We start from the raw sequence: 22,507 nt of genomic DNA on the forward strand, positions 1-22,507 counted from the left end.
CGGCGTGGCGCGCCTGGCTGGCCGCAGGCGGCGCCAGGCCGGCGCTGGTCGCCGGCCACAGCCTGGGTGAATACTCGGCGCTGGTCGCCGCGGGCGCGCTGGCCTTCAAGGACGCCGTGCCGCTGGTGCGCTTCCGCGCCCAGGCCATGCAGGAGGCCGTGCCGGCGGGCGAGGGCGCGATGGCCGCGGTGATGGGCCTGGAGCCCGACGCGGTGCATGCCGCCTGCGCCGAGGCCGCGCAGGGCGAGGTCGTCGAGGCGGCGAACCTCAACGCCCCGGGCCAGATCGTCATCGCCGGCGCCAAGGCGGCGGTCGAGCGCGCGAGCGAGATCGCGAAGGCCAAGGGTGCCAAGCGCGCCGTGCTGCTGCCGGTCTCCGCTCCGTTCCATTGCGCGCTGATGCGGCCGGCCGCCGAGCGCCTCGCCGAGCGCCTCGCCGGCATCACCCTCGTAAAGCCCGGGATCGATGTCATCAACAACGTCGACGTCGCGGTCTACGACGATCCGGAGAAGATCCGCGATGCCCTGGTGCGCCAGGCCTATTCGCCGGTGCGCTGGATCGAGCTCGTGCAGGCCATGGCGGCGCGCGGGATGAGCCACGTCATCGAGTGCGGCCCGGGCAAGGTGCTCGCCGGCATGACCAAGCGCATCGCCAAGGAAGTCGAAGGAGGGTCGGCGCACGACGCGGCGAGCCTGGAACAAGCCATTGCGGCGGTGAGGTAAGACATGAGTTTCTCGCTCGAAGGCCAGGTCGCCCTGGTCACCGGCGCATCGCGCGGCATCGGCCGCGCGGTGGCGCTTGAACTCGGCCGCCTCGGCGCGACGGTGGTCGGTACCGCCACCTCCGAGTCGGGCGCGGCCGACATCGGCAAGGCGCTCGCCGAGGCCGGCATCCAGGGCGCCGGCATGGCGCTGAACGTGACCGACGCGGCGGCCTGCGAAGCCCTGGTCGGCGAGGTCGAGAAGCGCTTCGGCGCGGTCGGCATCCTGGTCAACAACGCCGGCATCACCCGCGACAACCTCGCCATGCGCATGAAGGACGAGGAGTGGGACGCGGTGGTGGACACCAACCTGCGCGCGGTCTTCCGCATGAGCAAGCTGGTCATGCGCGGCATGATGAAGGCTCGCAACGGCCGCATCATCAACATCACCTCGGTGGTGGCGAGCTCCGGCAACCCGGGCCAGGCCAACTACGCGGCGGCCAAGGCCGGCGTGGCGGGCATGACGCGCGCGCTGGCGCGCGAGCTCGGCAGCCGCAACATCACGGTCAATTGCGTTGCCCCCGGTTTCATCGACACCGACATGACGCGCGCGCTGCCCGAGGCCGCGCGCGACGCCCTGCTCGGCAACATCGCGCTGGGTCGTCTCGGCCGTCCGGACGAAATCGCCGGCGCCGTGGCGTTCCTCGCTTCCCCCGCTGCCGCCTACGTGACGGGCACCACCCTGCACGTCAATGGCGGCATGTATATGTCCTGATTCGCGTCGGGATAGCGGTTCTGCGGCGTTTTGGTAGAATACGCCGGCTTTTTACATTCACCTGTCACCCTCAGGAAGGAGTTGGTTCATGGAGAACATCGAACAGCGCGTCAAGAAGATCGTCGCTGAGCAACTTGGCGTGAACGAATCGGAGATCAAGACCGAGTCTTCGTTCGTCGATGATCTGGGCGCGGATTCGCTGGACACCGTGGAACTGGTCATGGCGCTGGAAGAAGAGTTCGAGTGCGAGATCCCGGACGAAGAGGCCGAGAAGATCACCACCGTCCAGCAGGCGATCGACTACGTCAACGCCCACCTCAAGAAGTAATCCAAGGCGCTTCCACAGCGCACCCTGTCCGGGTTACCGCGCATCGCGGCGGCAACCGGACAGGCTTGATTTTCCCCAACGATTTCAACGGAGTCGCCTGTGTCGCGTCGTAGAGTCGTCGTCACCGGTCTGGGCGTGATCTCGCCTGTCGGCAATACTGTTACCGAAGCCTGGTCCAACCTGATCGCCGGCAAGAGCGGCATCGGTCCGATCACCCGTTTCGACGCGAGCAACTTCGCCTCCCGCATCGCCGGCGAGGTGAAGGACTTCGACGTGTCCGTCTACCTGTCGCCCAAGGAAGCGCGCCGCATGGATGTCTTCATCCACTACGGCATGGCCGCGGGCATCCAGGCCATCCGCGACTCCGGCATCGAGGTCACAGAGGCGAACGCCGACCGCATCGGCATCAACATCGGCTCCGGGATCGGCGGCCTGCCGATGATCGAGGAGACGCATAACGACTTCCTCGCCGGCGGCCCGCGCAAGATCTCGCCCTTCTTCATTCCGGGCACCATCATCAACATGATCTCGGGCAACCTCTCGATCATGTTCGGCATGAAGGGGCCCAACCTCGCGGTCGTCACCGCCTGCACCACCGGTCTGCACGCGATCGGCATGGGTGCGCGCATGATCGGCTACGGCGACGCCGACGTCATGGTGTGCGGCGGCGCCGAGTCCACCGTGACCAACCTCGCCATCGGCGGCTTCGGCTCGGCCAAGGCGCTGTCGACCCGCAACGACGATCCCGCCACCGCCAGCCGGCCGTGGGACAAGGGGCGCGACGGCTTCGTGCTCGGCGAGGGCGCCGGCGTGATGGTGCTCGAGGAATACGAGCATGCCAAGCGCCGCGGCGCACGGATCTACGCCGAGGTGGCCGGCTTCGGCATGAGCGGCGACGCTTACCACATGACCGCGCCCGACACCGACGGTCCGCGCCGCAGCATGGTCAATGCGATGAAGGACGCCGGTGTCAATGGCGACGATGTGCATTACCTCAACGCGCACGGCACCTCGACCCCGCTCGGCGACAAGAACGAGACCGATGCGATCAAGCTGGCCTTCGGCGTGGATGTGGCGAAGAAGCTGGTGGTGAACTCCACCAAGTCGATGACCGGCCACCTGCTCGGCGGCGCCGGCGGTCTCGAGTCGGTCGTCACCGCCCTCGCGGTGTACCACCAGATCTCGCCGCCGACGATCAATCTCTTCGAGCAGGACCCCGAGTGCGACCTGGACTATTGCGCCAACGTCGCCCGCGAGATGAAGATCGACGTGGCCCTGAAGAACAACTTCGGCTTCGGCGGAACCAACGGCACCCTGGTGTTCCGCCGGGTGTGAGCCTCCTGCGCGGCGGCGCGGCATGCAGTTCCCGGTCGAACTGAAGCTGCGCGGCTCGAGGGCAATGAGAGCGTCGGTGTGGGTCGTGCATGTCGCGGCCGCACTGGCGCTTTTTCATGTCCCCGCTTTCCGCGAGTGGGGTGGGGGAGGCGCGGATCGGCTGATCGCCGCCTGCGCCTGGGGGCTGCTGCTGGCGTCGCTTTTTCGCGGCCTGCGCTCACAGGCCAGGCTGGAGGGTTGCACGGTGTGGCTGGAGCGCGAAGGTGCGCTCGAGCTGCTGAGCGAGCCGGAGGGGGCAGGGGGGCTGTACCGCGTGCACGCGGGTTCGCAGGTGGTGCTGCCGATGGCGGCGTGGTTCGTGCTGGTTCCGCTGGCGATGTCGGCGGGCGAGCACGCGCCATCGCGCACGCGCAGGCTCTTCCTCGTCCCCGACAATCTCTCCGCCGGCAGTTTCCGCCTGCTCAGGGTCTGGTTGCGCCACCGCTCCGGGCGGGTCCCGCAAGGGGAGGCCGTGCCCTGACGCGACCCTGCGCCGACGGTTCATGGCAGGGCGCGACGGCGCGGGTGTTCAGCGCTTGCGGGGCCGCGGCGCTTGAGGACGAAGGACGGTGTCGCGCGCCTTCGGCAGGGTCTCGGGATAGTCGCGCGAGTGGTGCAGGCCGCGGCTCTCCTTGCGCTTGAGCGCGCAGCGCACGATCAGGTCGGCCGTGGTCACCAGGTTGCGCAACTCGATCAGGTCGTTGCTGACGCGGAAGTTCGAGTAGAACTCGTCGATCTCGCGCGACAGCAGGCGGATGCGGTGCTGGGCCCGACGCAGGCGCTTGTTGGTGCGCACGATGCCGACGTAGTCCCACATGAAGCGGCGCAGCTCCGCCCAGTTGTGCGAGATCACCACCTCCTCGTCGGCGTCGGTGACCCGGCTGTCGTCCCAGTCCGGCAGTACCGGCGCAGGCGCCTTTTCCTTGGAGAGGATGTCCTCGGTCGCGGCCTCGCCGAAGACCAGGCACTCGAGCAGCGAGTTGCTCGCCAGGCGGTTGGCGCCGTGCAGTCCCGTGCATGCCGACTCGCCCACGGCGTAGAGCCCGGGCACGTCGGTGCGTGCGGCGAGGTCGGTCATGATGCCGCCGCAGGAGTAGTGCGCCGCAGGCACGACCGGGATCGGCTCACGGGTGATGTCGATGCCGAGCTCCAGACAGCGCGCGTGGATGTTGGGGAAGTGGCCGCGCAGCCAGTCGGCCGGCTTGTGGCTGATGTCGAGGTAGACGCAGTCGATGCCGCGCTTCTTCATCTCGAAGTCGATCGCGCGCGCGACGATGTCGCGCGGGGCGAGCTCCTCGCGCGGGTCGTGATCGGGCATGAAGCGGGTGCCGTCGGGCAGCTTCAGCAGGCCGCCTTCGCCGCGCACCGCCTCGGAGATCAGGAAGGACTTCGCCTGCGGGTGGTACAGGCAGGTCGGGTGGAACTGGATGAACTCCATGTTTCCCACCCGGCAGCCCGCGCGCCAGGCCATCGCGACGCCGTCGCCGGTGGCGACGTCGGGGTTGGTCGTATACAGGTACACCTTGCCGGTGCCGCCGGTGGCGATGACCGTGTTGCGTGCGGAGAAGGTGAGCACGCGCTCGCCCTCGATGTCGAGCACGTAGGCGCCGAGGCAGCCTGCGCCCGGCTGGCCGAGCTTGTCACCGGTGATCAGGTCGACCGCGATGTGATGCTCGTAGATGTCGATGTTCGGATGCCGCCGCACATGGTCGCCGAGCGTGGCCTGCACCGCGGCGCCGGTGGCGTCGGCGGCGTGGATGATGCGCCGATGCGAGTGGCCGCCCTCGCGCGTGAGGTGGTAACCGAGTTGGGAGTCCGCCTCGCGGGTGAAGGGTACGCCGCGGTCGATCAGCCATTCGATCGCGCGCTTGCCGTTCTCGACCACGAAGCGGGTCGACGTCGGGTTGCACAGGCCGGCGCCGGCGACGAAGGTGTCCTGGATATGGGCTTCGATGCTGTCGGTATTGTCGAGCACCGCGGCGATGCCGCCCTGCGCCCAGTTGCTCGCGCTGTCGGCGAGATCGCGCTTGGTCACGAGCGCCACGTGCAGGCGGTCCGCCAGACGAAGGGCCATCGACTGGCCGGCGGTGCCGCTGCCAAGAATGAGTACGTCGTACTGTTTCAGCAAGATGTCGCTCGGGCGGGATTTGCGGGAGGGGAAATATAGCATGCGGTGACAGGCCGCCGGGCGCGGGGGGCCGCGGCCTTGCGCGGACGAGCTTCCGTGTGCCTGAACTATTTCCACCTGCCCCTGTCAGTTCCAGTGTCTTCGATTTCTGCTGAGGTCGTGCCCCGCTCGCTTATAATCCGGGATCTTCAAATTTTTGAATTCCCCGGAATCAACAGGAACCCATGAGCGATCGGGAACTCGATCAGCAACTCGTCGAGCGTGTTCAACGCGGCGACAAACAGGCGTTCGGTCTGCTGGTATCCAAGTACCAGCGCAAGCTGAATCGGCTGTTGTCGAGGCTGATCCGCGACCAGGCAGAAGTCGAGGACGTGGCGCAAGAGACCTTCATCAAGGCCTATCGAGCGCTGGGTTCGTTTCGGGGTGACAGTGCTTTCTACACCTGGCTGTACCGCATCGGCATCAACACGGCGAAGAACTACCTGGTCTCCCAGGGCCGCAGGGCCCCGACTTCGACGAGTTTCGACTCTGAGGAAGCGGAGACCTTCGAGGACGGCGATCAGCTGCGCGACATCAACACGCCCGAGCGGCTGCTGATGACCCGCCAGATCGGCGAGACCGTGGAAGACGCGATGGCCGCACTGCCCGAGGAACTGAGGACGGCGATCATCCTTCGGGAGCTCGAAGGGCTCAGCTACGAGGAGATCGCCGGCATCATGGAATGCCCGATTGGGACGGTGCGCTCGCGGATCTTCCGTGCGCGCGAAGCGATAGCTGAACGTCTGCGGCCCCTGCTGGACACGGCCCCGGACAAACGTTGGTAGGTGCAAGCATGAAGGACAAAGTGTCGGCGCTGTTCGACGGAGATCTCGACGACCAGGGCATGCGTGCGGTGTTCGACGGCATGCGCAAGAATGCTTCGCTGCGAAGGGACTGGGACACCTATTGCCTGATCGGCGACAGCCTGCGTGGTGACGGCCCCGGTTCCGGCGATTTCGTCTCCCGTGTCATGGCAAGCCTGGAGGATGAGCCGACCTTGCTCGCTCCTCGCGCGCAGCCGGCGGCGGTGACGCAGCGCGGGCTGGTGCATCGCCTGATGCCGCTCGCGGCCTCGGTGATGGGCGTGGCGGCGGTGGGCCTGGTGGCGGCGAGCCTGTACAGGCAGGACGCGCCGGCGCCGCAGATGGCGGTTGCCGCTTCGCCGATCCAGCTCGTCAATTCCACGAAGGTGCGTCCGGTCGCCGCGCCGGCGGCCGATCCGATGCGCGAATATCTCTTCGCCCACCAGGGCCTAACCCGCGGCGGGCCGATGCCGGCCGGGGTGCAGTATGTCCGCACCGTTTCCGACACGCGCGAGGGCGGAGCTCGATGAGGTTGTTCCCCGTCATGCTCGGGTTCTGCGCGCTGCTCGCGCAGGGTCCGGCGTTCGCCGAGCATCCGACCGACCCCCTGTCCTGGCTGGGGCGCATCTCGAACGCGGGACAGCGCCTCAACTACGTCGGCACCTTCGTATACCAGTCCGGTGGCCACGTCGAGACCTCGCGCATCGCCCACCGGGTCGACGCCGCCGGCGAGCACGAGCGCCTCGAGGTGCTCGACGGCAGCCCGCGCGAGATCATCCGCCGCGGCGCCGAGGTGCGTTGCGTGCTGCCCGACGAGCGTACCGTGATCATCGACGAGGCCCAGGGCAGGCGGGCCTTCCCGGCGCGCCTGCCGGTGTCGCCGACCGGACTCGCCGAGAACTATCGCGTGCGCAAGGGCGAGGTGGGGCGCGTGGCCGGGCTGGAAGCCCAGGCCCTCGTGCTCGAACCCAAGGATGAACTCCGCTACGGCCATGTCCTGTGGGCCGACACGCAGTCGGGCCTGCTGCTCAAGTCGCGCACGCTGGACCATCACGGTGGCGTGATCGAGCAGTTCAGCTTCAGCGAGGTGCGCATCGGCGGCGAGGTGGATGACGCGCTGCTCGAGTCGCGTTTCGAGACCGGCGAAGGCTGGCGCATGCTCAACGCCCGTGGCAGCAACATGCCCGTGGAGGCGGCGGGCTGGGTGCTGGAGCCGGCGGTCCCGGGCTACACGCTCACCTCGGTGATGAAGCGTCCGCTGGGCCGCGAGCGTGGCGAAGCGGTGCATATGGTGTTCAGCGACGGGCTGGCGGCGATCTCGGTGTTCATCGAGCCGGTCGGCGAGGGCTCGAAGGCAGGTCTGGGGCCGCTGTCGAGCGGCGCAATCAACATCTTCAAGCGCGCGATCGACGGCCACCTGGTTACCGCGCTCGGCGAGGCGCCCGAGGCGGCGGTACGTCGCGTCGGCGAGAGCATCCGGCCGGAGGCACGATGATGGAAGCACGCGCCCGCATCCTGCGCATCGAGAATGGCCAGGCCTGGGTCAAGCTCAGCGGCAAGCAGGGTGGCTGCGGGCGTTGCGACGAGCCCGGCGGTTGCGGCTCGGTGCAGCTCTCACACGCCTTCGGCATGCCCAAGGACGAGTTCTCCATGCCGGTCGACACGCGCTTCGCGGTTGGCGATGCGGTGGTGATCCGCATCCCGGACGGTGCGCCCTTGCGAGCCGCGCTGGCGAGCTACGGGCTGGGGACGCTGTTGCTGCTGGTCGGTGCCGCGCTCGGCAGCCTGACGGGTGGTGCGCAACATGGCGACGCCTGGGGCCTGGCGGGGGCGGTGGCGGGGTTGGCGCTGGCGTGGGTAATCAACCGCGTCCTGCCGCGCAGCCGCAGTTGGCGCAACAGCCTGAGCATGGAGCTCTCGGTCGAGGAAGACTGCAGCCGCCGGCTGCGCGTCCTGCAATGAGCCTCGACCCTCGCCTGCGCGCGGCGCCCACGAGCGCGCTCGTCTTCCTGATCGGCCTGCTGCTGATGCTCGTCGCGCAGCCGACGCGTGCGGTCGACGGGGTCGTGCTGCCCGATTTCACCCGCCTGGTGGCGTCGCAGGGGGCTGCCGTGGTCAACATCAGCGCCACCCAGGCCGCCGCGCAGCCGCAGAAACAGCCCTTCCGCCTGCCCGAGCTCGATGAATCGGATCCGATGTTCGAGTTCTTCCGCAAGTTCATCCCGCGCATGCCCGAGTATCCGGGGGCGGAGCCCGACGACAAGTCGCTCGGCTCGGGCTTCATCATCAGCGCGGACGGCTACATCCTCACCAACGCGCACGTGGTCGAGGCCGCCGAGAGCATCGTGGTGCGTCTCGCCGACAAGCGCGAGTTCGACGCCACCGTGATCGGCGCCGACGCGCGCAGCGACGTCGCGCTGATCCGCATCGAGGCCAAGGCGCTGCCGCACGTCGTGCTCGGCGACCCCGAGGCGCTCGCGGTGGGCGAGTGGGTGCTCGCGATCGGCTCGCCCTTCGGCTTCGAGCAGTCCGTGACCGCCGGCATCGTCAGCGCCAAGGGGCGCAGCCTGCCCGACGAGAACTTCGTGCCCTTCATCCAGACCGACGTGGCGATCAATCCGGGCAACTCCGGCGGGCCGCTGTTCAACCTGCGTGGCGAGGTGGTCGGCATCAACTCGCAGATCTACAGCCGCACCGGCGGTTTCATGGGCCTGTCTTTCGCGATCCCGATCGACGTGGCGATGGATGTTCAGCAGCAACTGCGCGAGAAGGGCAGGGTGGAGCGCGGGCGCATCGGCGTCTCCATCCAGGAGGTCACCCGCGACCTCGCCGACAGCTTCGGCCTGCCGCGCCCGGCCGGGGCGCTGGTCAGCAGCGTGGAGGCGGGCGGCCCGGCGGCGCTCGGCGGCATCGTGCAGGGCGACGTCATCGTGCGCTTCAACGAGCGCAGCATCGAGAGTTCGGCGGATCTGCCGCGCATCGTCGCGGCGGCGCGCCCGGGCAGCAAGGTCGAGGTGACCATCTACCGCGACGGTGCGCCGCGCGCGCTGAGCGTGACGCTCGGCGAGTGGCGCGACCCCGAGGAAGAGGTCGAGCCCGAGACGCTCGGCTCGGCTGCGGGGGCGACCAATCGCCTCGGCCTCGAGCTCGCCGCACCGACGGCGCAGCAGCGGCGCGAGCGCTCGATCACCCACGGGCTGCTCGTGCAGCGCGCGGAGGGGCCCGCGGCGCGTGCCGAGATCGTCGCCGGCGACCTCGTGCTGGCGATCGTCACGGAGGGGCGCCAGCTCGCGCTCGATCGTGTCGAGGACTTCGAGCGCGCGGTCGCCGCGCTCCAGCCCGGGCAGCAGGTCACCGTGCTGGTCGGGCGCGGCGAGGCTTCGTCCTACGTCAGCCTGCGCGCCGAAAAGTGAGCTGTCCGGCAGTGGAACAGCGCTTCACCGTGATGAGCCGGGAGTGGTGCCACCTGTGCCACGACCTCGTGGACGCCTTGCGCCCGCTGGCCGACGCGGCCGGCTGGGACATCGAGGTCATCGACGTCGACCAGCACCCCGATCTCGAGGCGCGCTGGGGCGAGTGGGTCCCGGTGCTGCTGCACGGCGAACACGAACTTTGCCACTATCACCTCGACGAGGCCGCCGTACGCGCTTATCTGGGCGGTTTTCCGCTAGAATCGCGGGCCTGACGCGCTGGACCGAACCCGGCCAGCGACCAACCGAATCCTTTCCGAAACGGGTGCTGAAAGGCACCTTTTTCGTTTCAAATGAAGCACATCCGAAACTTCTCCATCATCGCCCACATCGACCACGGCAAATCGACCCTGGCCGACCGACTCATCCACTTCTGCGGCGGCCTGTCCGAGCGCGAGATGGAGGAGCAGGTCCTCGACTCGATGGACATCGAGCGCGAGCGTGGCATCACGATCAAGGCGCAGACCGCAGCCCTGCACTACAAGGCGAAGGACGGCCAGGTCTACAACCTGAACCTGATCGATACGCCGGGGCACGTCGACTTTTCCTATGAGGTCAGCCGCTCGCTCGCCGCCTGCGAGGGCGCGCTGCTGGTGGTCGATGCCTCGCAGGGCGTCGAGGCGCAGACCGTGGCCAACTGCTACACCGCGCTCGACCTCGATGTCGAGGTGGTGCCGGTGCTCAATAAGATCGACCTGCCCGCAGCCGACCCCGAGAATGCGCGCGGCGAGATCGAGGACGTGATCGGCGTCGATGCCTCCGAGGCCATCCTGTGTTCAGCCAAGACCGGCCTGGGCGTGGAGGAGGTGCTCGAGGCCATCGTGGCCCGCGTGCCGCCGCCCAAGGGCGAGCCCGACGGGCCGCTGAAGGCGCTGATCATCGACTCCTGGTTCGACAACTACGTCGGCGTGGTGATGCTGGTGCGCGTGGTCGATGGCGAGCTCAAGCCCAAGGACCGCATCCTGCTGATGTCGAACGGTTTGCAGTATCCGTGCGACCAGGTGGGGGTGTTTACGCCGCACTCGGTCAGCCGCGACGCGCTGCGCGCGGGCGAGGTCGGCTTCGTCATCGCCGGCATCAAGGAAATCGAGGCGGCCAAGGTGGGCGACACCATCACGCTCGCCAACAAGCCCGCAAGTGCGGCGCTTCCCGGCTTCAAGGAGATCAAGCCGCAGGTGTTCGCCGGCCTGTATCCGGTGGAGTCCTCCGAGTACGACCAGCTGCGCGACTCGCTCGAGAAGTTGCGCCTGAACGACTCCTCGCTGCAGTTCGAACCGGAAGTCTCGCAGGCCCTCGGCTTCGGCTTCCGCTGCGGCTTCCTCGGCCTGCTGCACATGGACATCGTGCAGGAGCGCCTCGAGCGCGAGTTCGACATGGACCTGATCACCACCGCGCCGACGGTGGTGTACGAGGTGGTGCTCAACGACAACTCGATCATCCGCATCGAGAACCCGGCCAAGCTGCCCGAGCCGGGCAAGTACCAGGAGATCCGCGAGCCGATCATCACCGCGACGATCTTCATGCCGCAGGACTACGTCGGCCCGGTGATCACGCTGTGCAACCAGAAGCGCGGCAACCAGATCGACATGCGCTACCACGGCCGCCAGGTGCAGCTGATCTACGAGATGCCGATGAACGAGGTCGTGATGGACTTCTTCGACAAGCTCAAGTCGGTGTCGCGCGGCTACGCCTCGCTCGACTACGATTTCAAGGAGTACCGCACGGCCGACCTCGTCAAGCTCGACCTCATGGTGGGCGGCGAGAAGGTGGATGCCTTGTCGGTGATCGTGCACCGCGCGAGCGCGCAGTATCGCGGCCGCGAGCTCGCCGCCAAGCTGCGCGGCCTGATCCCGCGCCAGATGTTCGACGTGCCGGTGCAGGCGGCGATCGGCGCGCACATCATCGCGCGCGAGACCATCAAGGCCTTGCGCAAGAACGTGCTCGCCAAGTGCTACGGCGGCGACATCTCGCGCAAGAAGAAGCTGCTCGAGAAGCAGAAGGAAGGCAAGAAGCGCATGAAGCAGGTCGGCAACGTCGAGATCCCGCAGGAAGCCTTCCTCGCCGTGCTGCGCACCGACGAAGGCAAGTGATCGACGCCGGCCCGCAGCGGGCCGGCCCACGACGGAAACCGCATGAATTTTGCCCTGATCCTGTTCCTGTTGCTGATCGCCACCGGCGTGCTGTGGTTCCTCGACCGCTTCCACGCGCGCAAGCTGCGCCCGGCCGGCACGCCCGACCCGTGGTGGGTCGAGTACGGTGCGAGCTTCTTCCCGGTGATCCTGATCGTGTTCGGCCTGCGCTCCTTCGTGGTCGAGCCCTTCAAGATCCCTTCGGGCTCGATGATCCCGACCCTGCTGGTGGGCGACTTCATCCTGGTCAATAAGTGGACCTACGGGATCCGCCTGCCGGTGATCAACCAGAAGGTCGTCGCGGTGAACGATCCGCAGCGCGGCGACGTGATGGTGTTCCGCTACCCGGCCGATCCGTCGATGGACTACATCAAGCGCGTGGTCGGCCTGCCCGGCGACCGTGTCGAGTACATCGACAAGCGCCTCGTCATCAACGGCGAGGCGGTGCCGATCCGCGAGGACGGCAGCTACCTGCATCCCGACCGCCTGTACTACTCGCCGAAATACGTCGAGAAGCTCGGCGAGGTCGAGCACTCGGTGCTGATCGAGCGCGACGCGCCGGCCTACGTGCCGCAGGTGCTCAACTTCCCCGGTCGCGAGCATTGCACCTACGTGCATGCGGGCGTGCGCTGCACCGTGCCCGCGGGCCACTACTTCGTGCTCGGCGACAACCGCGACGCCAGCAGCGACAGCCGGGTCTGGGGCTTCGTGCCCGAGCAGAACATCGTCGGCCGCGCCTTCTTCATCTGGTTCAACTTCGGCGACATGAAGCGGATCGGCGGCTTCGACTGAATGGAGGCAGGGATGAAGATGCATTCGCAGCGCGGGCTCACGCTGCTCGGTGTGCTGGTGACCGGCGTGCTCGCGGCCTTCGTGCTGGTGGTCGGTTTCCGTACGGTGCCGGTCGTCAACGAGTACTTCGCGATCAAGCGCATCCTCGGCGTGCTCGCTGACGAGGCGGACAAGGGCGCCAGCCTGATCGAGCTGCGCCGTGGCTTCGATCGTCGCGGACAGATCGACGACATCCACAGCGTGAGCGGCACGGACCTGAATATCGACAAGTCGGGCCCGCGGACGGTGGTCGAGGTCGAGTACACCCGCAAGGTGCCGCTGCTGGCCAACGTCAGCCTGTCGATCGACCTGAATCCGAGCAGCGCGTCGCGCTGACCCGACGATGCCGGACCGACTTCAGGCGCGCCTGGGCCATGCGTTTGCCGACCGGCGCCTTCTTGAAGAGGCGCTGACCCACCGCAGCTTCGGGCAGCCCAACAACGAGCGCTTCGAGTTTCTCGGCGACGCCATCCTCGACTGCGTGGTGTCGATCGCGCTGTTCGGGCGCTTCGGCGAGCTGCGCGAGGGCGAGCTGTCGCGGGTGCGCGCCTCGCTGGTGCGCCAGGACACGCTGCACCGCCTCGCGCTCGAGCTCGAGCTCGGAGACTGTCTGCGCCTGGGCGAGGGCGAACTCAAGTCGGGCGGCAGCCGGCGCCCGTCCATCCTCGCCGATGCGCTCGAGGCGCTGTTTGCGGCGGTCTACCTCGATGCGGGCTTCGAGGCTGCGAAGGGAGTGATCGATCGGCTCTACGCGCCCTTGATCGCCGAGGTCGATCCGTGCAAGCCGAGCAAGGACCCCAAGACGGCGCTGCAGGAGTGGCTGCAGGCGCGCCGCATCCCGGTGCCCACCTACACCATGGTCGAGATCGTCGGCGAAGCCCACGCACAGGAGTTCGAGGTCGCCTGCGAGATCCCCAAACTTGCGGTACGCACGCTGGGCCGCGGCCCGAGCCGGCGCATCGCCGAACAACAGTCGGCCGAGCTCGCGCTCGCCGCGGTGAGAAAGAAATGAGCGACGCGCCCCAGAACCCCCCCAGCGAAGTGCCCACGGGCGAGGACGGCTTTCGTGCCGGCTTCGTCGCCATCGTCGGCCGCCCCAACGTCGGCAAGTCGACCCTGCTCAACCGCCTCATCGGCCAGAAGATCAGCATCGTGTCCAGCAAGGCGCAGACCACCCGCCACCGCGTCACCGGCATCCTCACCGAGGCGGGCGCGCAGTTCGTGTTCGTCGACACGCCGGGTTTCCAGACCCACCACCGCAACGCGCTCAACCGTTCGATGAACCGCACGGTGTCGCAGGTGCTCGCCGACGTCGACTTGGTGTTCTTCGTCATCGAGGCGGGCCGCTTCACCGAGGACGACCGCAAGGTGCTGGCGGTGATCCCGGAGGCCTCGAAGGTGATCCTGGTCATCAACAAGGTCGACCAGCTGAAGGACAAGACCCGCCTGCTGCCCTTCATCGCCCAGGTGCGCGAGGCACGCGACTTTACCGAGATCGTGCCGCTGTCGGCCGAGAAGGGGCGCAACGTCGACGAGCTGGTCAAGGCCGCCACGCCCTTGCTCCCCGTCGGCACGCCGATGTTCGAGGAAGACGAGATCACCGACCGCAGCGAGCGCTTCCTGGCCTCCGAGTTCCTGCGCGAGAAGCTCTTCCGCCTGCTCGGCGACGAGCTGCCCTACGGCATCGCGGTCGAGATCGAGAAGTTCGAGGTGGAAGGCAACCTGCGCCGCATTTACGCCGCGGTGATCGTGGATAAGCCCGGTCACAAGTCCATGGTCATCGGCCGCGGCGGCGAGAAGCTCAAGCGCATCTCCAGCGAGGCCCGCGTCGAGCTCGAGAAGCTCTTCGACGGCAAGGTCTTCCTCGAGGTCTGGGTCAAGGTCAAGAGCGGCTGGGCCGACGACGAGCGCGCGCTGAAGAGCCTCGGCTACGAGTAATCCGGACCCCGGGTCATGGCGGCAGCCAAGCAGCGCGTCGAGCAGCAGCCGGCCTGGGTGCTGCACACCTACCCCTGGCGCGAGACCAGCCTCATCGTCGAGATCTTCGCGCGCGAACACGGCCGCGTCGCCCTGGTCGCCAAGGGCGCGCGCCGCCCGCACTCGCAGCTGCGCGGCGTGCTGCTCGCCTTCCAGCCGCTGTGGATGGACTGGTCGGGCGGTGGCGAGGTCAAGACCCTGGTGCGCGCCGAGTGGCAGGGCGGCCAGCCGCTGCTGATCGGGCGCGCGCTGATCTGCGGCTACTACCTCAACGAGCTGCTGGTGCGCCTGACCGCGCGCGAGGACCCCCACCCGCGGCTCTTCGACGCCTACGCCGAGGCGGTGCGCGCGCTCGGCCGCGGCGAGCCCGAGTCGCCCATCCTGCGCCGCTTCGAGCTCGCCCTGCTGCAGGAGCTCGGCTACGAGGCGGGGCTCGATCATGAGGCGGACAGCGGCCAGCCGGTGCGGCCCGACGGGCGCTACCTTTATATAATCGAACGCGGGCCGCTGCGGCTGGAGACGCTGGAGGAAGAGGGCGTCGCCCTGGACCCCGCCGCGCTCGGCGAGCAGCCGCTGCTCTCCGGCCAGACCCTGCTCGACATGGCGGCCGGAGACTTCTCGCGTGCGGAGACGCTGGCCCAGTCCAAGCAGCTGCTGCGCATGCTGATCAACCACACCCTGGGCGGCCAGCCGCTGCAGTCGCGCCGGGTACTCAAGGAACTGCAGGAGCTCTGATGATCGAACTCGGCGTCAACATCGACCACGTCGCCACGCTGCGCCAGGCGCGCCGCACCTGGGAGCCCGACCCGGTGTGGGCCGCGGTGGAGGCCCACCTCGGTGGCGCCGACGGCATCACCATCCACCTGCGTGAGGACCGTCGCCACATCAACGACGAGGACGTACGCCGGCTCGCCGAGCTCACCCAGGTCAAGCTCAACCTCGAGATGGCCGCCACCGACGAGATGGTCGCGATCGCCTGCCGCACGAAGCCGCAGATGGCGATGCTGGTGCCCGAGGGCCGCCACGAGATCACCACCGAGGGCGGGCTCGACGTGCTGTCGCAGGAGGCTCGGCTGCAGGACGTGATCGCTCGCCTGGCCGACGCCGGCATCGTCACCAGCGTGTTCATCGACGCCGAGCCCGCGCAGATCGAGGCCGCCGCCCGCATCGGCGCGCGCGTGTGCGAGATCCACACCGGCCCCTACGCCCACGCCTTCCACGCCGCCGGCCGCGACGCCGATGCCCCCGCGGTGCTCGCCGAACTCGACAAGATCCGCACGGCGGGCGAGGCGGTGCGCAGCCTCGGCATGCGTTTCAACGCCGGCCATGCGCTCAACTACTACAACGTCGAACCGATCGCCCGCCTGCACGGCATCCGCGAGCTGCACATCGGGCATTCGATCGTCAGCCGCGCGGTGTTCGTGGGCCTGCGCGCGGCGGTCGCCGAGATGAAGCGGCTGATGCGCGAAGCGGCGCAGGGCGCCTGAGGAAGCGCGATGCGCGCGCCGCGCTGTTGTCCCCTTGCACCCGCCAACAGCGCAACGCGCCGGCGTCCCCCTGTAGGAGCGGCGCAAGCCGCGAACACGGCGCCCGGATCCACGCCACCGCCCGGACTGGGTGCCGCATTCGCGGCTTCCGCCGCTCCTACAAGGGCGCGGGCGGGCCGCTGTGCGAGCGCACAAGCATGATCCACGGCATCGGTACGGATCTCGTGCAACTGCGGCGGATGCGCGCGGCGCTCGAGCGCCACGGCGAGCGCTTCGCGCTGCGCATCCTGGCCGCGAGCGAGGTCGAGGCCTGGCGTGCGCACCGCGACCCGGCGCGCTTCCTTGCCAAGCGCTTCGCGGCCAAGGAAGCCTTCGGCAAGGCGCTCGGCACCGGTGTCGCCGTGCCCGCCACGCTGCACGCGGTCGCCGTCGGCCACGACGCCCGCGGCAAGCCCGAATACCGCTACGACGAGCGCCTCGCCGCACACATGCACGACAACGGACTGCGCGCCCACCTCAGCATCAGCGACGAGGACGAACACATCGTCGCGTTCGCGCTGATCGAGCGCTGCGGTGATTAGCGGCTTCATTCGTCGCGAAGGATGCGGTGAATGAGCGCTCGTCCCTTCAAAAGCGAGATGTCCACGATGAACCCAAGCACCAGGCGCCCGCGTGGCCCCGTCATGATCGACGTCGCCGGCACCGCGCTGACCGACGAGGAGCGCGAGCGCCTGCTCGACCCGCTGGTCGGTGGCGTGATCCTGTTCGCGCGCAACTACACCGATTCCGACCAGCTGCGCGCGCTTACCGCCGACATCCGCGCGCTGCGCGACCCGGCGCTGATCATCGCGGTCGACCATGAGGGCGGCCGGGTGCAGCGCTTCCGCACCGACGGCTTCACGCGGCTGCCGTCGATGCGCAGCCTGGGCGCGCTGTGGGGGCAGGACCACCTGGCGGCGCTAGAGGGCGCGCGTGCCATCGGCTTCGTGCTCGCGGCCGAGCTGCGCGCGCACGGTGTCGACCTCAGCTTCACCCCAGTGCTCGACCTCGACTACGGCTGCTGCCGCGCCATCGGCAACCGCGCCTTCCATCGCGACCCGCAGGTGGTCGCCGCGCTCGCCCAGGCGCTGGTGGCCGGCATGGCCGAGGCGGGCATGGGCGCGGTCGGCAAGCACTTCCCCGGCCACGGCTTCGTCGAGGCCGACTCGCACCACGACGTGCCGGTGGATGAGCGCGACTTCGACACCGTGTGGAACGAGGACATCGCCCCCTACCGCCACCGCCTCGGCCGCCAGCTCGCCGGCGTGATGCCCGCGCACGTGATCTACCCCAACGCCGACCCCAGCCCGGAACCCCAGCCCGCCGGCTTCTCGCCCTTCTGGCTCGGGGACGTGCTGCGCGACCGGCTCGGCTTCCAGGGGGTGATCTTCAGCGACGACCTCAACATGGAAGGCGCCCGCGTCGCCGGCGACATCGTCGGCCGTGCGAAAGCCGCCTGGGCCGCCGGCTGCGACATGCTGCTGGTGTGCAACCGCCCGGACCTCGCCGCCGAGCTGCTCGACCGCTGGGCGCCCGAGCCCGACACCGCCAAGCTCGCGCGACTCGCTGCGATCGTGCCGACCGCTCCGCAGCCCGCCTGGCTCGCCGACCCCTTCGCGCTCGAGCTGCACACCGCCTACCTTCAGGCGCGCGAACGCGTCGCCGCCATCCCCGACGACAGCGGTACCGCGCCGACCATGACCGCGGCCACCATCGGCGAGCAACGTACCGAAGTTCTGCGCAATGCCTGAGCCGTCGACCGAGGTGCGAGCCTTCGACCCCAAGCCCTTCCTGCGCACCCTCACCGAGGAGCCCGGCGTCTATCGCATGATCGGCGCCGACGACAGGGTGCTCTACGTCGGCAAGGCCAAGAACCTCAAGCGCCGCGTCTCCAGCTACTTCCAGAAGACCGTCTCCAGCCCGCGCATCGCCATGATGGTGGCGCAGGTGCTGCGCGTGGACATCACCGCCACCCGCTCCGAGGCCGAGGCGCTGATCCTCGAGAACAACCTCATCAAGAGCCTCGCGCCGCGCTACAACATCCTCTTCCGCGACGACAAGACCTACCCCTACATCGAGCTCTCCGCCGACGAATTCCCGCGCCTGGCCTACCACCGCGGCGCCTTCAGCAAGGGCGCGCGCTACTTCGGCCCCTTTCCCAACGCCTGGGCGGTGCGCGAGAGCATCCACCTGCTGCAGAAGACCTTCCAGCTCCGAACCTGCGAGAACACCGTCTTCGCCAACCGCTCGCGCCCCTGCCTGCTGCACCAGATCAAGCGCTGCACCGCGCCCTGCGTCGGGCTGATCGAGCCTGCGGCCTACGCCGCGGATGTGAAGCTCGCCACCCGCTTCCTCGACGGCCAGGCGAGCGAAGTGATCGACGACCTCACGAATCGCATGCAGGCGGCCGCCGAGCGCCTCGCCTTCGAGGAAGCCGCCGCCTGCCGCGACCAGGTGCGCGTGCTGCAGGCCGTGCTGCACAAGCAGTTCGTCGACAGCCGCAAGGACGAGGACGTCGACGTGCTGGCCGCGATCGAGGCCGACAGCCTCACCTGCGTGAACATCGCCATGGTGCGCGGCGGCCGCCACCTCGGCGACCGCCCGCAGTTCCCCAGCGGTGCGGCGGTGTCGGACGCGATGGACAGCCTGCTCGCCTTCGTCGAGCAGCACTACAGCCAGCACCCCATCCCGGCGCGCATCCTGGTCAATCTGCCGCCCGAGGCGGTCAAGGAGACACTCGCCGAGATCACCGAGCGCCCGCCGGGCGTGGTGTCGCCGCGCTTCGAGGCGGAAAAGGCGTGGATGGAGATGGCGGAGAAGAACGCCCACCTCGCCATCCAGGCACGCGCGCGCGACACCGGGCGCATCGAGCAGCGCCTGGAGGCTTTGCGCAGCGCGCTCGACCTGGACGAGGCGCCGCAGCGCATCGAGTGCTTCGATATCAGCCACACCATGGGCGAGGCCACGGTGGCGTCCTGCGTGGTGTGCGAGGCGGGCGCCATGAAGCGCGCCGAATACCGCCGCTACAACATCACCGGCATCACCGGCGGCGACGACTTCGCCGCGATGCGCCAGGCACTGGAACGGCGCTACGGCAAGATCGCGGCCGGGGAGGGCGTGTGTCCCGACCTCATCCTGATCGACGGCGGCAAGGGCCAGGTGAGTGCCGCGCGCGCGATCCTCGCCGAGGTGGGGCTGGAGGCGGTGGCGATGGTGGGTGTCGCCAAGGGCGAGGGGCGCAAGGCGGGGCTGGAGACGCTGATCTTCCCGGATGGGCGCGAAGGCCTCGCGCTCGGCGGCGAGTCGGCCGCGCTGCACCTGATCGTGGAGATCCGCGACGAGGCGCACCGCTTCGCCATCACCGGCCACCGCGCCAGGCGCGGCAAGGCGCGGGTGGGCTCGAAGCTGGAGGACATCCCCGGCGTGGGGCCGTCGCGCCGCCGCAACCTGCTCGCCGCCTTTGGCGGGCTGGACGGCGTGCGCGAGGCGACGGTGGAGGACCTGTGCCGGGTGGAGGGCGTCAGCCGCAAGCTCGCGGAGCAGATCCACGCCGCGCTGCGCTGATTGGGTCGTGCCTGCCCCGAGCGCGTTGCGGTCATGGCTGCACGACTGTTCGCGGCTTCCGCCGCTCCTACCGGAAAACCGTGCCGTACAGGCCCCTGTAGGAGCGGCGGAAGCCGCGAACGGTTGCTGCAGTAGCTCTTGTCAACCTGTCAGCGCTTCCTTGACCCATGCGTTGGCCTGCTTGGCGTCGAAGCTGGTGCCGTACTTCGCCTTCAGCGCGCCCATCACGGCCCCCATCTGCTTCGGCGAACGGTCGGCGAGGCCGGCGACGGTTTCAGCGATGAAGGCCTTCACCTCGGCCTCGCCGGCCATCGGCGGCAGGTAGGCGGTGAGGATGGCGGACTCCTGTTCCAGCGCGACGCGGCGCTCGGCGTCCTTGATCACGCCGAGCGCCTCCTGGTTGTTCTTGAGGAACTTGCGGATCGTCTGCTGCACCTCGTCGTCGGTGCTCTCGCGGTTGCCGGCGTTCTTGCCCACCATCTCGGCTTCGCCGATCAGGGTGCTGAGCAGGGTCGCACGCATGCCGTCGGCGGCCTTGCGTGCGAGCATCGAGTCTTTCTTCAGTTGGGCCAGCAGGCTCATGCGCTTCTCCAGGGAATCTCGGGGTCGGGCGAGGTGCCCGTCGGGGCCGAAGTCTAGCGCAGCCGGCGCGCCTTCCGGAGGCTTTGCGCGCCGGGACTAAGGAGCTCGGGGCAGGTTTCAGGGCCGATCGACGCGGTGGATCTTGTCCGCGTTCATCTTCGCCGACCAAGGCAGGCCGCTGTTCTGCCAGCCGTTCTGCAGGCGGAAGCCCGCCTGTGGGCCCTCCTTGAGCGCGCCACCCTGGAAGCCGTTGACCACGAAGCGGGCGTTCGGGAAGCCGTTCTCGCGCAGGAAGGCGGCGCTCGGCTCGCCGCGCTCGCTGCCCGAGCGGCACATGGTGATGATCTCGGCGTCGGCGCTCAGGCCGCGCCTGGCGAGCTGCAGCTTCACGTGGTTGATGAAGTCGGGGTTGCGGTAGAGGCGGAAGACACCCTTCTCGGCGTTCCACTGCGTGCGATCGACCATCATGAAGGGCACGTTCGCGTGCACCGCGTCGGAGAAGCCGACGAACATGATCTCGACTGGGTCGCGCACGTCGATGAAGAGCACGTTCTTCTCGTTGTTCTGGATCTTGGCGTAGGTGTCCTGCGCCGAGATGCCGAGGTCGGCCGCGTTCGCGGCGAGGCTGGCGAAGCCGAGGGCGGCGGCGATCAGCAGGCGTTTCATGGGGAGGCTCCTTTCGAGGTCGGATGGAAACGAAACGCCCCGCCGGGCGGCAAGCCGTGGCAGGGCGTGGCGGCGGGGCTCAGGCGCGGCGCATCATCGCCGCGACGGGCCAGGCCAGCGCACCGCCCACGGCACCGAAGGCGGCGGCGTAGAGGAGGAGGTTGCCCCAGTCCACCCAGTAGCCCATGTTGGCGAAGGACGACTGCGTCATGCCGGGGGTGACGAAGAAGGTGATCGCCGTGACCACGACCGCGATCGCGATCGCCGGCTTCAGGGCCGCGCCCCAGTCCGCGCGACCGCGCGCGGCGGCGACGGCCATCAGCGCCAGCCACAGCAGCGCGGTGCCGATCACCACCGGCAGGTATTGCAGCCCCAGTTCGTAGAGGATGTTCAGCGTCAGCCAGATCTCGTACATGTCTCGTCTCCCTTATACCCGGCCCTTGGCCACCGCCATGTAGGCGGGCTTGAGCAGGCGGATCTTCATCACCCAGGCGAAGTAGCTGTCCTGCAGCGGATCGATCGCCGGCAGCGAGGGCACCAGGCGGTTCTCGTAGTCGAACTCGATCAGCAGCGCGGCGCCCTCGCGCACCAGCAGCGGGCAGGAAGTGTAGCCGTCGAAGCGCTGCGAGGGTTCGCGGCCGGCGATGACGTCGATGAGGTTCTGCACCACCAGCGGCGTGCTCTTCTTGACCGTCGCGGCGGTCTTGCCCTTGCCGGTGCCGTTGATGTCGCCGATGCCGAACACGTTGGGGAAGCGCCGATGGCGCAGCGTCTCCTTGTCCACTTCCAGCCAGCCACCCGCGGTGAAGGGGCCTTCCTTCCAGGACAGCGGGCTGTTCTTGACCGAGTCGGGGGCACGCATCGGCGGGACCACGTGGATGAAGTCGTAGTCGTGCTGGGTGCGTTCGCCCTCGGGGCTGGCGAAGGTGGCGCGGCGGGCGCCGATGTCTACCGCGACCAGCTTGCTGAGGAAATGCACCGGCACGTCGAGCTTCTTCCAGCGCTCGAGCACTTCCTGGTTGATGCGTGGCACGCTGAAGATGTTGTCGAGCGCGGAGTGGAAGCTCACCTGCGACTGGTCGCGCGTGCCGGCCTGGCGGAGGCGGTCGACCAGCATGAAGGTCATCTTGAGCGGCGCGCCGGCGCACTTGAGCGGTGTGGATGGCAGGGTCATCAGCGCCTTGCCGCCCTTCTGGCGGAACGCGTCCATCGCCTGCCAGGTGGCCTGCGCCGCCTGCGGGCTGGGGTACACGCTGGTGAGCCCGTTGCGTCCGATCGCGGCGACGTCCATGCCCTCGATCAGCCCGAAGTCCATGTGCAGGCCGGTGGCGACGACCAGGTAGTCGTACTCGATGCGCCGGCCGCCGTCGGTGACCACCGCGTTCTTCTCGGCGTCGAACTCGGCGACCATCTCGCGCACCCACTCCACGCCGGGCGGGATCAGGTCGACGTTGCGGTCGCTGACCTTCTCCACCGGCCACACGCCGGTCGCGACCAGGGTGTAGCCGGGCTGGTAGTTGTGGATCTCCTTGCGATCGACGATGGTGATCCTGGCGCCGTCGAGCTCGCGCGCGAGCCGATTGGCGGCGGCCACGCCGGCCAGGCCGCTGCCGGC

Annotated in this window: 26 protein-coding genes; 21 read left to right on the forward strand and 5 right to left on the reverse strand. The window is 68.6% G+C overall.

Annotated features, from left to right (window positions below; genetic code table 11):
* The 5 genes from fabD to C667_RS09385 form a co-directional block, all read left to right on the forward strand.
* Positions 1 to 722 (forward strand): ACP S-malonyltransferase (fabD, locus tag C667_RS09365; protein WP_004361698.1); only part of this gene is annotated, 722 nt, incomplete at its 5' end.
* A gap of 3 nt (positions 723 to 725) precedes the next feature.
* Positions 726 to 1,475, forward strand: coding sequence for a 3-oxoacyl-ACP reductase FabG (gene fabG / locus C667_RS09370; protein WP_004361700.1), 750 nt, complete (start codon positions 726 to 728; stop codon positions 1,473 to 1,475).
* 88 nt (positions 1,476 to 1,563) lie between these two features.
* On the forward strand, positions 1,564 to 1,803 hold the full coding sequence (acpP, locus tag C667_RS09375) for an acyl carrier protein (protein WP_002930040.1): 240 nt from the start codon (positions 1,564 to 1,566) through the stop codon (positions 1,801 to 1,803).
* A 99-nt stretch (positions 1,804 to 1,902) separates the two neighbouring features.
* The gene (gene fabF / locus C667_RS09380; protein WP_004361702.1) at positions 1,903 to 3,138 is read left to right on the forward strand and encodes a beta-ketoacyl-ACP synthase II; all 1,236 of its coding nucleotides are present in this window, start codon (positions 1,903 to 1,905) and stop codon (positions 3,136 to 3,138) included.
* 22 nt (positions 3,139 to 3,160) lie between these two features.
* On the forward strand, positions 3,161 to 3,658 hold the full coding sequence (locus C667_RS09385) for a protein YgfX (RefSeq protein ID WP_004361703.1): 498 nt from the start codon (positions 3,161 to 3,163) through the stop codon (positions 3,656 to 3,658).
* 48 nt (positions 3,659 to 3,706) lie between these two features.
* On the opposite strand, the gene nadB is transcribed toward C667_RS09385, so the two are convergent.
* Positions 3,707 to 5,305: an L-aspartate oxidase gene (gene nadB, locus C667_RS09390; protein ID WP_004361704.1), complete on the reverse strand. Its 1,599-nt coding sequence runs from the start codon at positions 5,303 to 5,305 to the stop codon at positions 3,707 to 3,709.
* A 224-nt stretch (positions 5,306 to 5,529) separates the two neighbouring features.
* On the opposite strand from nadB, the gene rpoE reads away from it, so the two are divergent.
* The 16 genes from rpoE to uvrC all read left to right on the forward strand — a co-directional run bounded on the left by rpoE (position 5,530) and on the right by uvrC (position 19,644).
* Positions 5,530 to 6,129, forward strand: coding sequence for an RNA polymerase sigma factor RpoE (gene rpoE, locus C667_RS09395; protein WP_004361705.1), 600 nt, complete (start codon positions 5,530 to 5,532; stop codon positions 6,127 to 6,129).
* 8 nt (positions 6,130 to 6,137) lie between these two features.
* The gene (locus C667_RS09400) at positions 6,138 to 6,677 is read left to right on the forward strand and encodes a sigma-E factor negative regulatory protein (RefSeq protein WP_004361706.1); all 540 of its coding nucleotides are present in this window, start codon (positions 6,138 to 6,140) and stop codon (positions 6,675 to 6,677) included.
* On the forward strand, positions 6,674 to 7,642 hold the full coding sequence (locus C667_RS09405) for a MucB/RseB C-terminal domain-containing protein (protein WP_039921150.1): 969 nt from the start codon (positions 6,674 to 6,676) through the stop codon (positions 7,640 to 7,642). Before C667_RS09400 ends, C667_RS09405 begins: the two co-directional genes overlap by 4 nt.
* Positions 7,639 to 8,109, forward strand: a complete 471-nt coding sequence (locus C667_RS09410) for a SoxR reducing system RseC family protein (protein ID WP_245538454.1) — start codon at positions 7,639 to 7,641, stop codon at positions 8,107 to 8,109. The genes C667_RS09405 and C667_RS09410 overlap by 4 nt, the downstream gene beginning before the upstream one ends.
* Positions 8,106 to 9,560 carry a DegQ family serine endoprotease gene (locus tag C667_RS09415; RefSeq protein ID WP_004361710.1) on the forward strand — a complete coding sequence of 485 codons (1,455 nt, stop codon included), beginning with the start codon at positions 8,106 to 8,108 and terminating at the stop codon, positions 9,558 to 9,560. The genes C667_RS09410 and C667_RS09415 overlap by 4 nt, the downstream gene beginning before the upstream one ends.
* 32 nt (positions 9,561 to 9,592) lie before the next feature.
* Complete coding sequence (locus C667_RS09420; RefSeq protein WP_039921154.1) at positions 9,593 to 9,832, forward strand: glutaredoxin family protein; 240 nt, start codon at positions 9,593 to 9,595, stop codon at positions 9,830 to 9,832.
* Positions 9,833 to 9,910: 78 nt separating this feature from the next.
* Complete coding sequence (lepA, locus tag C667_RS09425) at positions 9,911 to 11,707, forward strand: translation elongation factor 4 (protein WP_004361712.1); 1,797 nt, start codon at positions 9,911 to 9,913, stop codon at positions 11,705 to 11,707.
* A gap of 42 nt (positions 11,708 to 11,749) precedes the next feature.
* Positions 11,750 to 12,538, forward strand: coding sequence for a signal peptidase I (lepB, locus tag C667_RS09430; RefSeq protein WP_004361713.1), 789 nt, complete (start codon positions 11,750 to 11,752; stop codon positions 12,536 to 12,538).
* Between the two features lie 12 nt (positions 12,539 to 12,550).
* Positions 12,551 to 12,913, forward strand: coding sequence for a DUF4845 domain-containing protein (locus C667_RS09435; protein ID WP_004361714.1), 363 nt, complete (start codon positions 12,551 to 12,553; stop codon positions 12,911 to 12,913).
* 7 nt (positions 12,914 to 12,920) lie between these two features.
* A complete protein-coding gene (gene rnc / locus C667_RS09440) occupies positions 12,921 to 13,589 on the forward strand; it encodes a ribonuclease III (protein ID WP_004361715.1) in 669 nt (222 codons plus the stop codon).
* Positions 13,586 to 14,515, forward strand: coding sequence for a GTPase Era (era, locus tag C667_RS09445; protein ID WP_004361717.1), 930 nt, complete (start codon positions 13,586 to 13,588; stop codon positions 14,513 to 14,515). The genes rnc and era overlap by 4 nt, the downstream gene beginning before the upstream one ends.
* A 15-nt stretch (positions 14,516 to 14,530) precedes the next feature.
* Entirely contained in the window at positions 14,531 to 15,289 is a 759-nt protein-coding gene (gene recO, locus C667_RS09450) for a DNA repair protein RecO (protein WP_004361718.1), read from the forward strand.
* Positions 15,289 to 16,041, forward strand: a complete 753-nt coding sequence (locus C667_RS09455) for a pyridoxine 5'-phosphate synthase (protein ID WP_004361719.1) — start codon at positions 15,289 to 15,291, stop codon at positions 16,039 to 16,041. The genes recO and C667_RS09455 overlap by 1 nt, the downstream gene beginning before the upstream one ends.
* 197 nt (positions 16,042 to 16,238) lie before the next feature.
* Positions 16,239 to 16,622, forward strand: a complete 384-nt coding sequence (gene acpS, locus C667_RS09460; protein WP_004361720.1) for a holo-ACP synthase — start codon at positions 16,239 to 16,241, stop codon at positions 16,620 to 16,622.
* A 66-nt stretch (positions 16,623 to 16,688) separates the two neighbouring features.
* Positions 16,689 to 17,831 (forward strand): beta-N-acetylhexosaminidase, encoded by a 1,143-nt coding sequence (nagZ, locus tag C667_RS09465; RefSeq protein WP_039921156.1) that lies wholly within the window; start codon positions 16,689 to 16,691, stop codon positions 17,829 to 17,831.
* Positions 17,824 to 19,644: an excinuclease ABC subunit UvrC gene (uvrC, locus tag C667_RS09470; RefSeq protein ID WP_004361722.1), complete on the forward strand. Its 1,821-nt coding sequence runs from the start codon at positions 17,824 to 17,826 to the stop codon at positions 19,642 to 19,644. The genes nagZ and uvrC overlap by 8 nt, the downstream gene beginning before the upstream one ends.
* 141 nt (positions 19,645 to 19,785) lie before the next feature.
* Here the strand turns inward: uvrC and C667_RS09475 are convergent, their stop codons facing one another.
* From C667_RS09475 to C667_RS09490, 4 genes are all read right to left on the reverse strand, one after another.
* Complete coding sequence (locus C667_RS09475; RefSeq protein WP_004361723.1) at positions 19,786 to 20,226, reverse strand: GatB/YqeY domain-containing protein; 441 nt, start codon at positions 20,224 to 20,226, stop codon at positions 19,786 to 19,788.
* A 117-nt stretch (positions 20,227 to 20,343) separates the two neighbouring features.
* Positions 20,344 to 20,892 (reverse strand): rhodanese-like domain-containing protein, encoded by a 549-nt coding sequence (locus C667_RS09480; protein ID WP_004361725.1) that lies wholly within the window; start codon positions 20,890 to 20,892, stop codon positions 20,344 to 20,346.
* Positions 20,893 to 20,971: 79 nt separating this feature from the next.
* Positions 20,972 to 21,307, reverse strand: a complete 336-nt coding sequence (locus C667_RS09485) for a hypothetical protein (RefSeq protein WP_004361726.1) — start codon at positions 21,305 to 21,307, stop codon at positions 20,972 to 20,974.
* A gap of 12 nt (positions 21,308 to 21,319) precedes the next feature.
* A partial coding sequence (locus tag C667_RS09490; RefSeq protein ID WP_004361727.1) for an NAD(P)/FAD-dependent oxidoreductase occupies positions 21,320 to 22,507 on the reverse strand: 1,188 nt, incomplete at its 5' end.

This window comes from Thauera phenylacetica B4P (assembly GCF_000310225.1).
In the GTDB taxonomy this organism is placed as follows: domain Bacteria; phylum Pseudomonadota; class Gammaproteobacteria; order Burkholderiales; family Rhodocyclaceae; genus Thauera; species Thauera phenylacetica.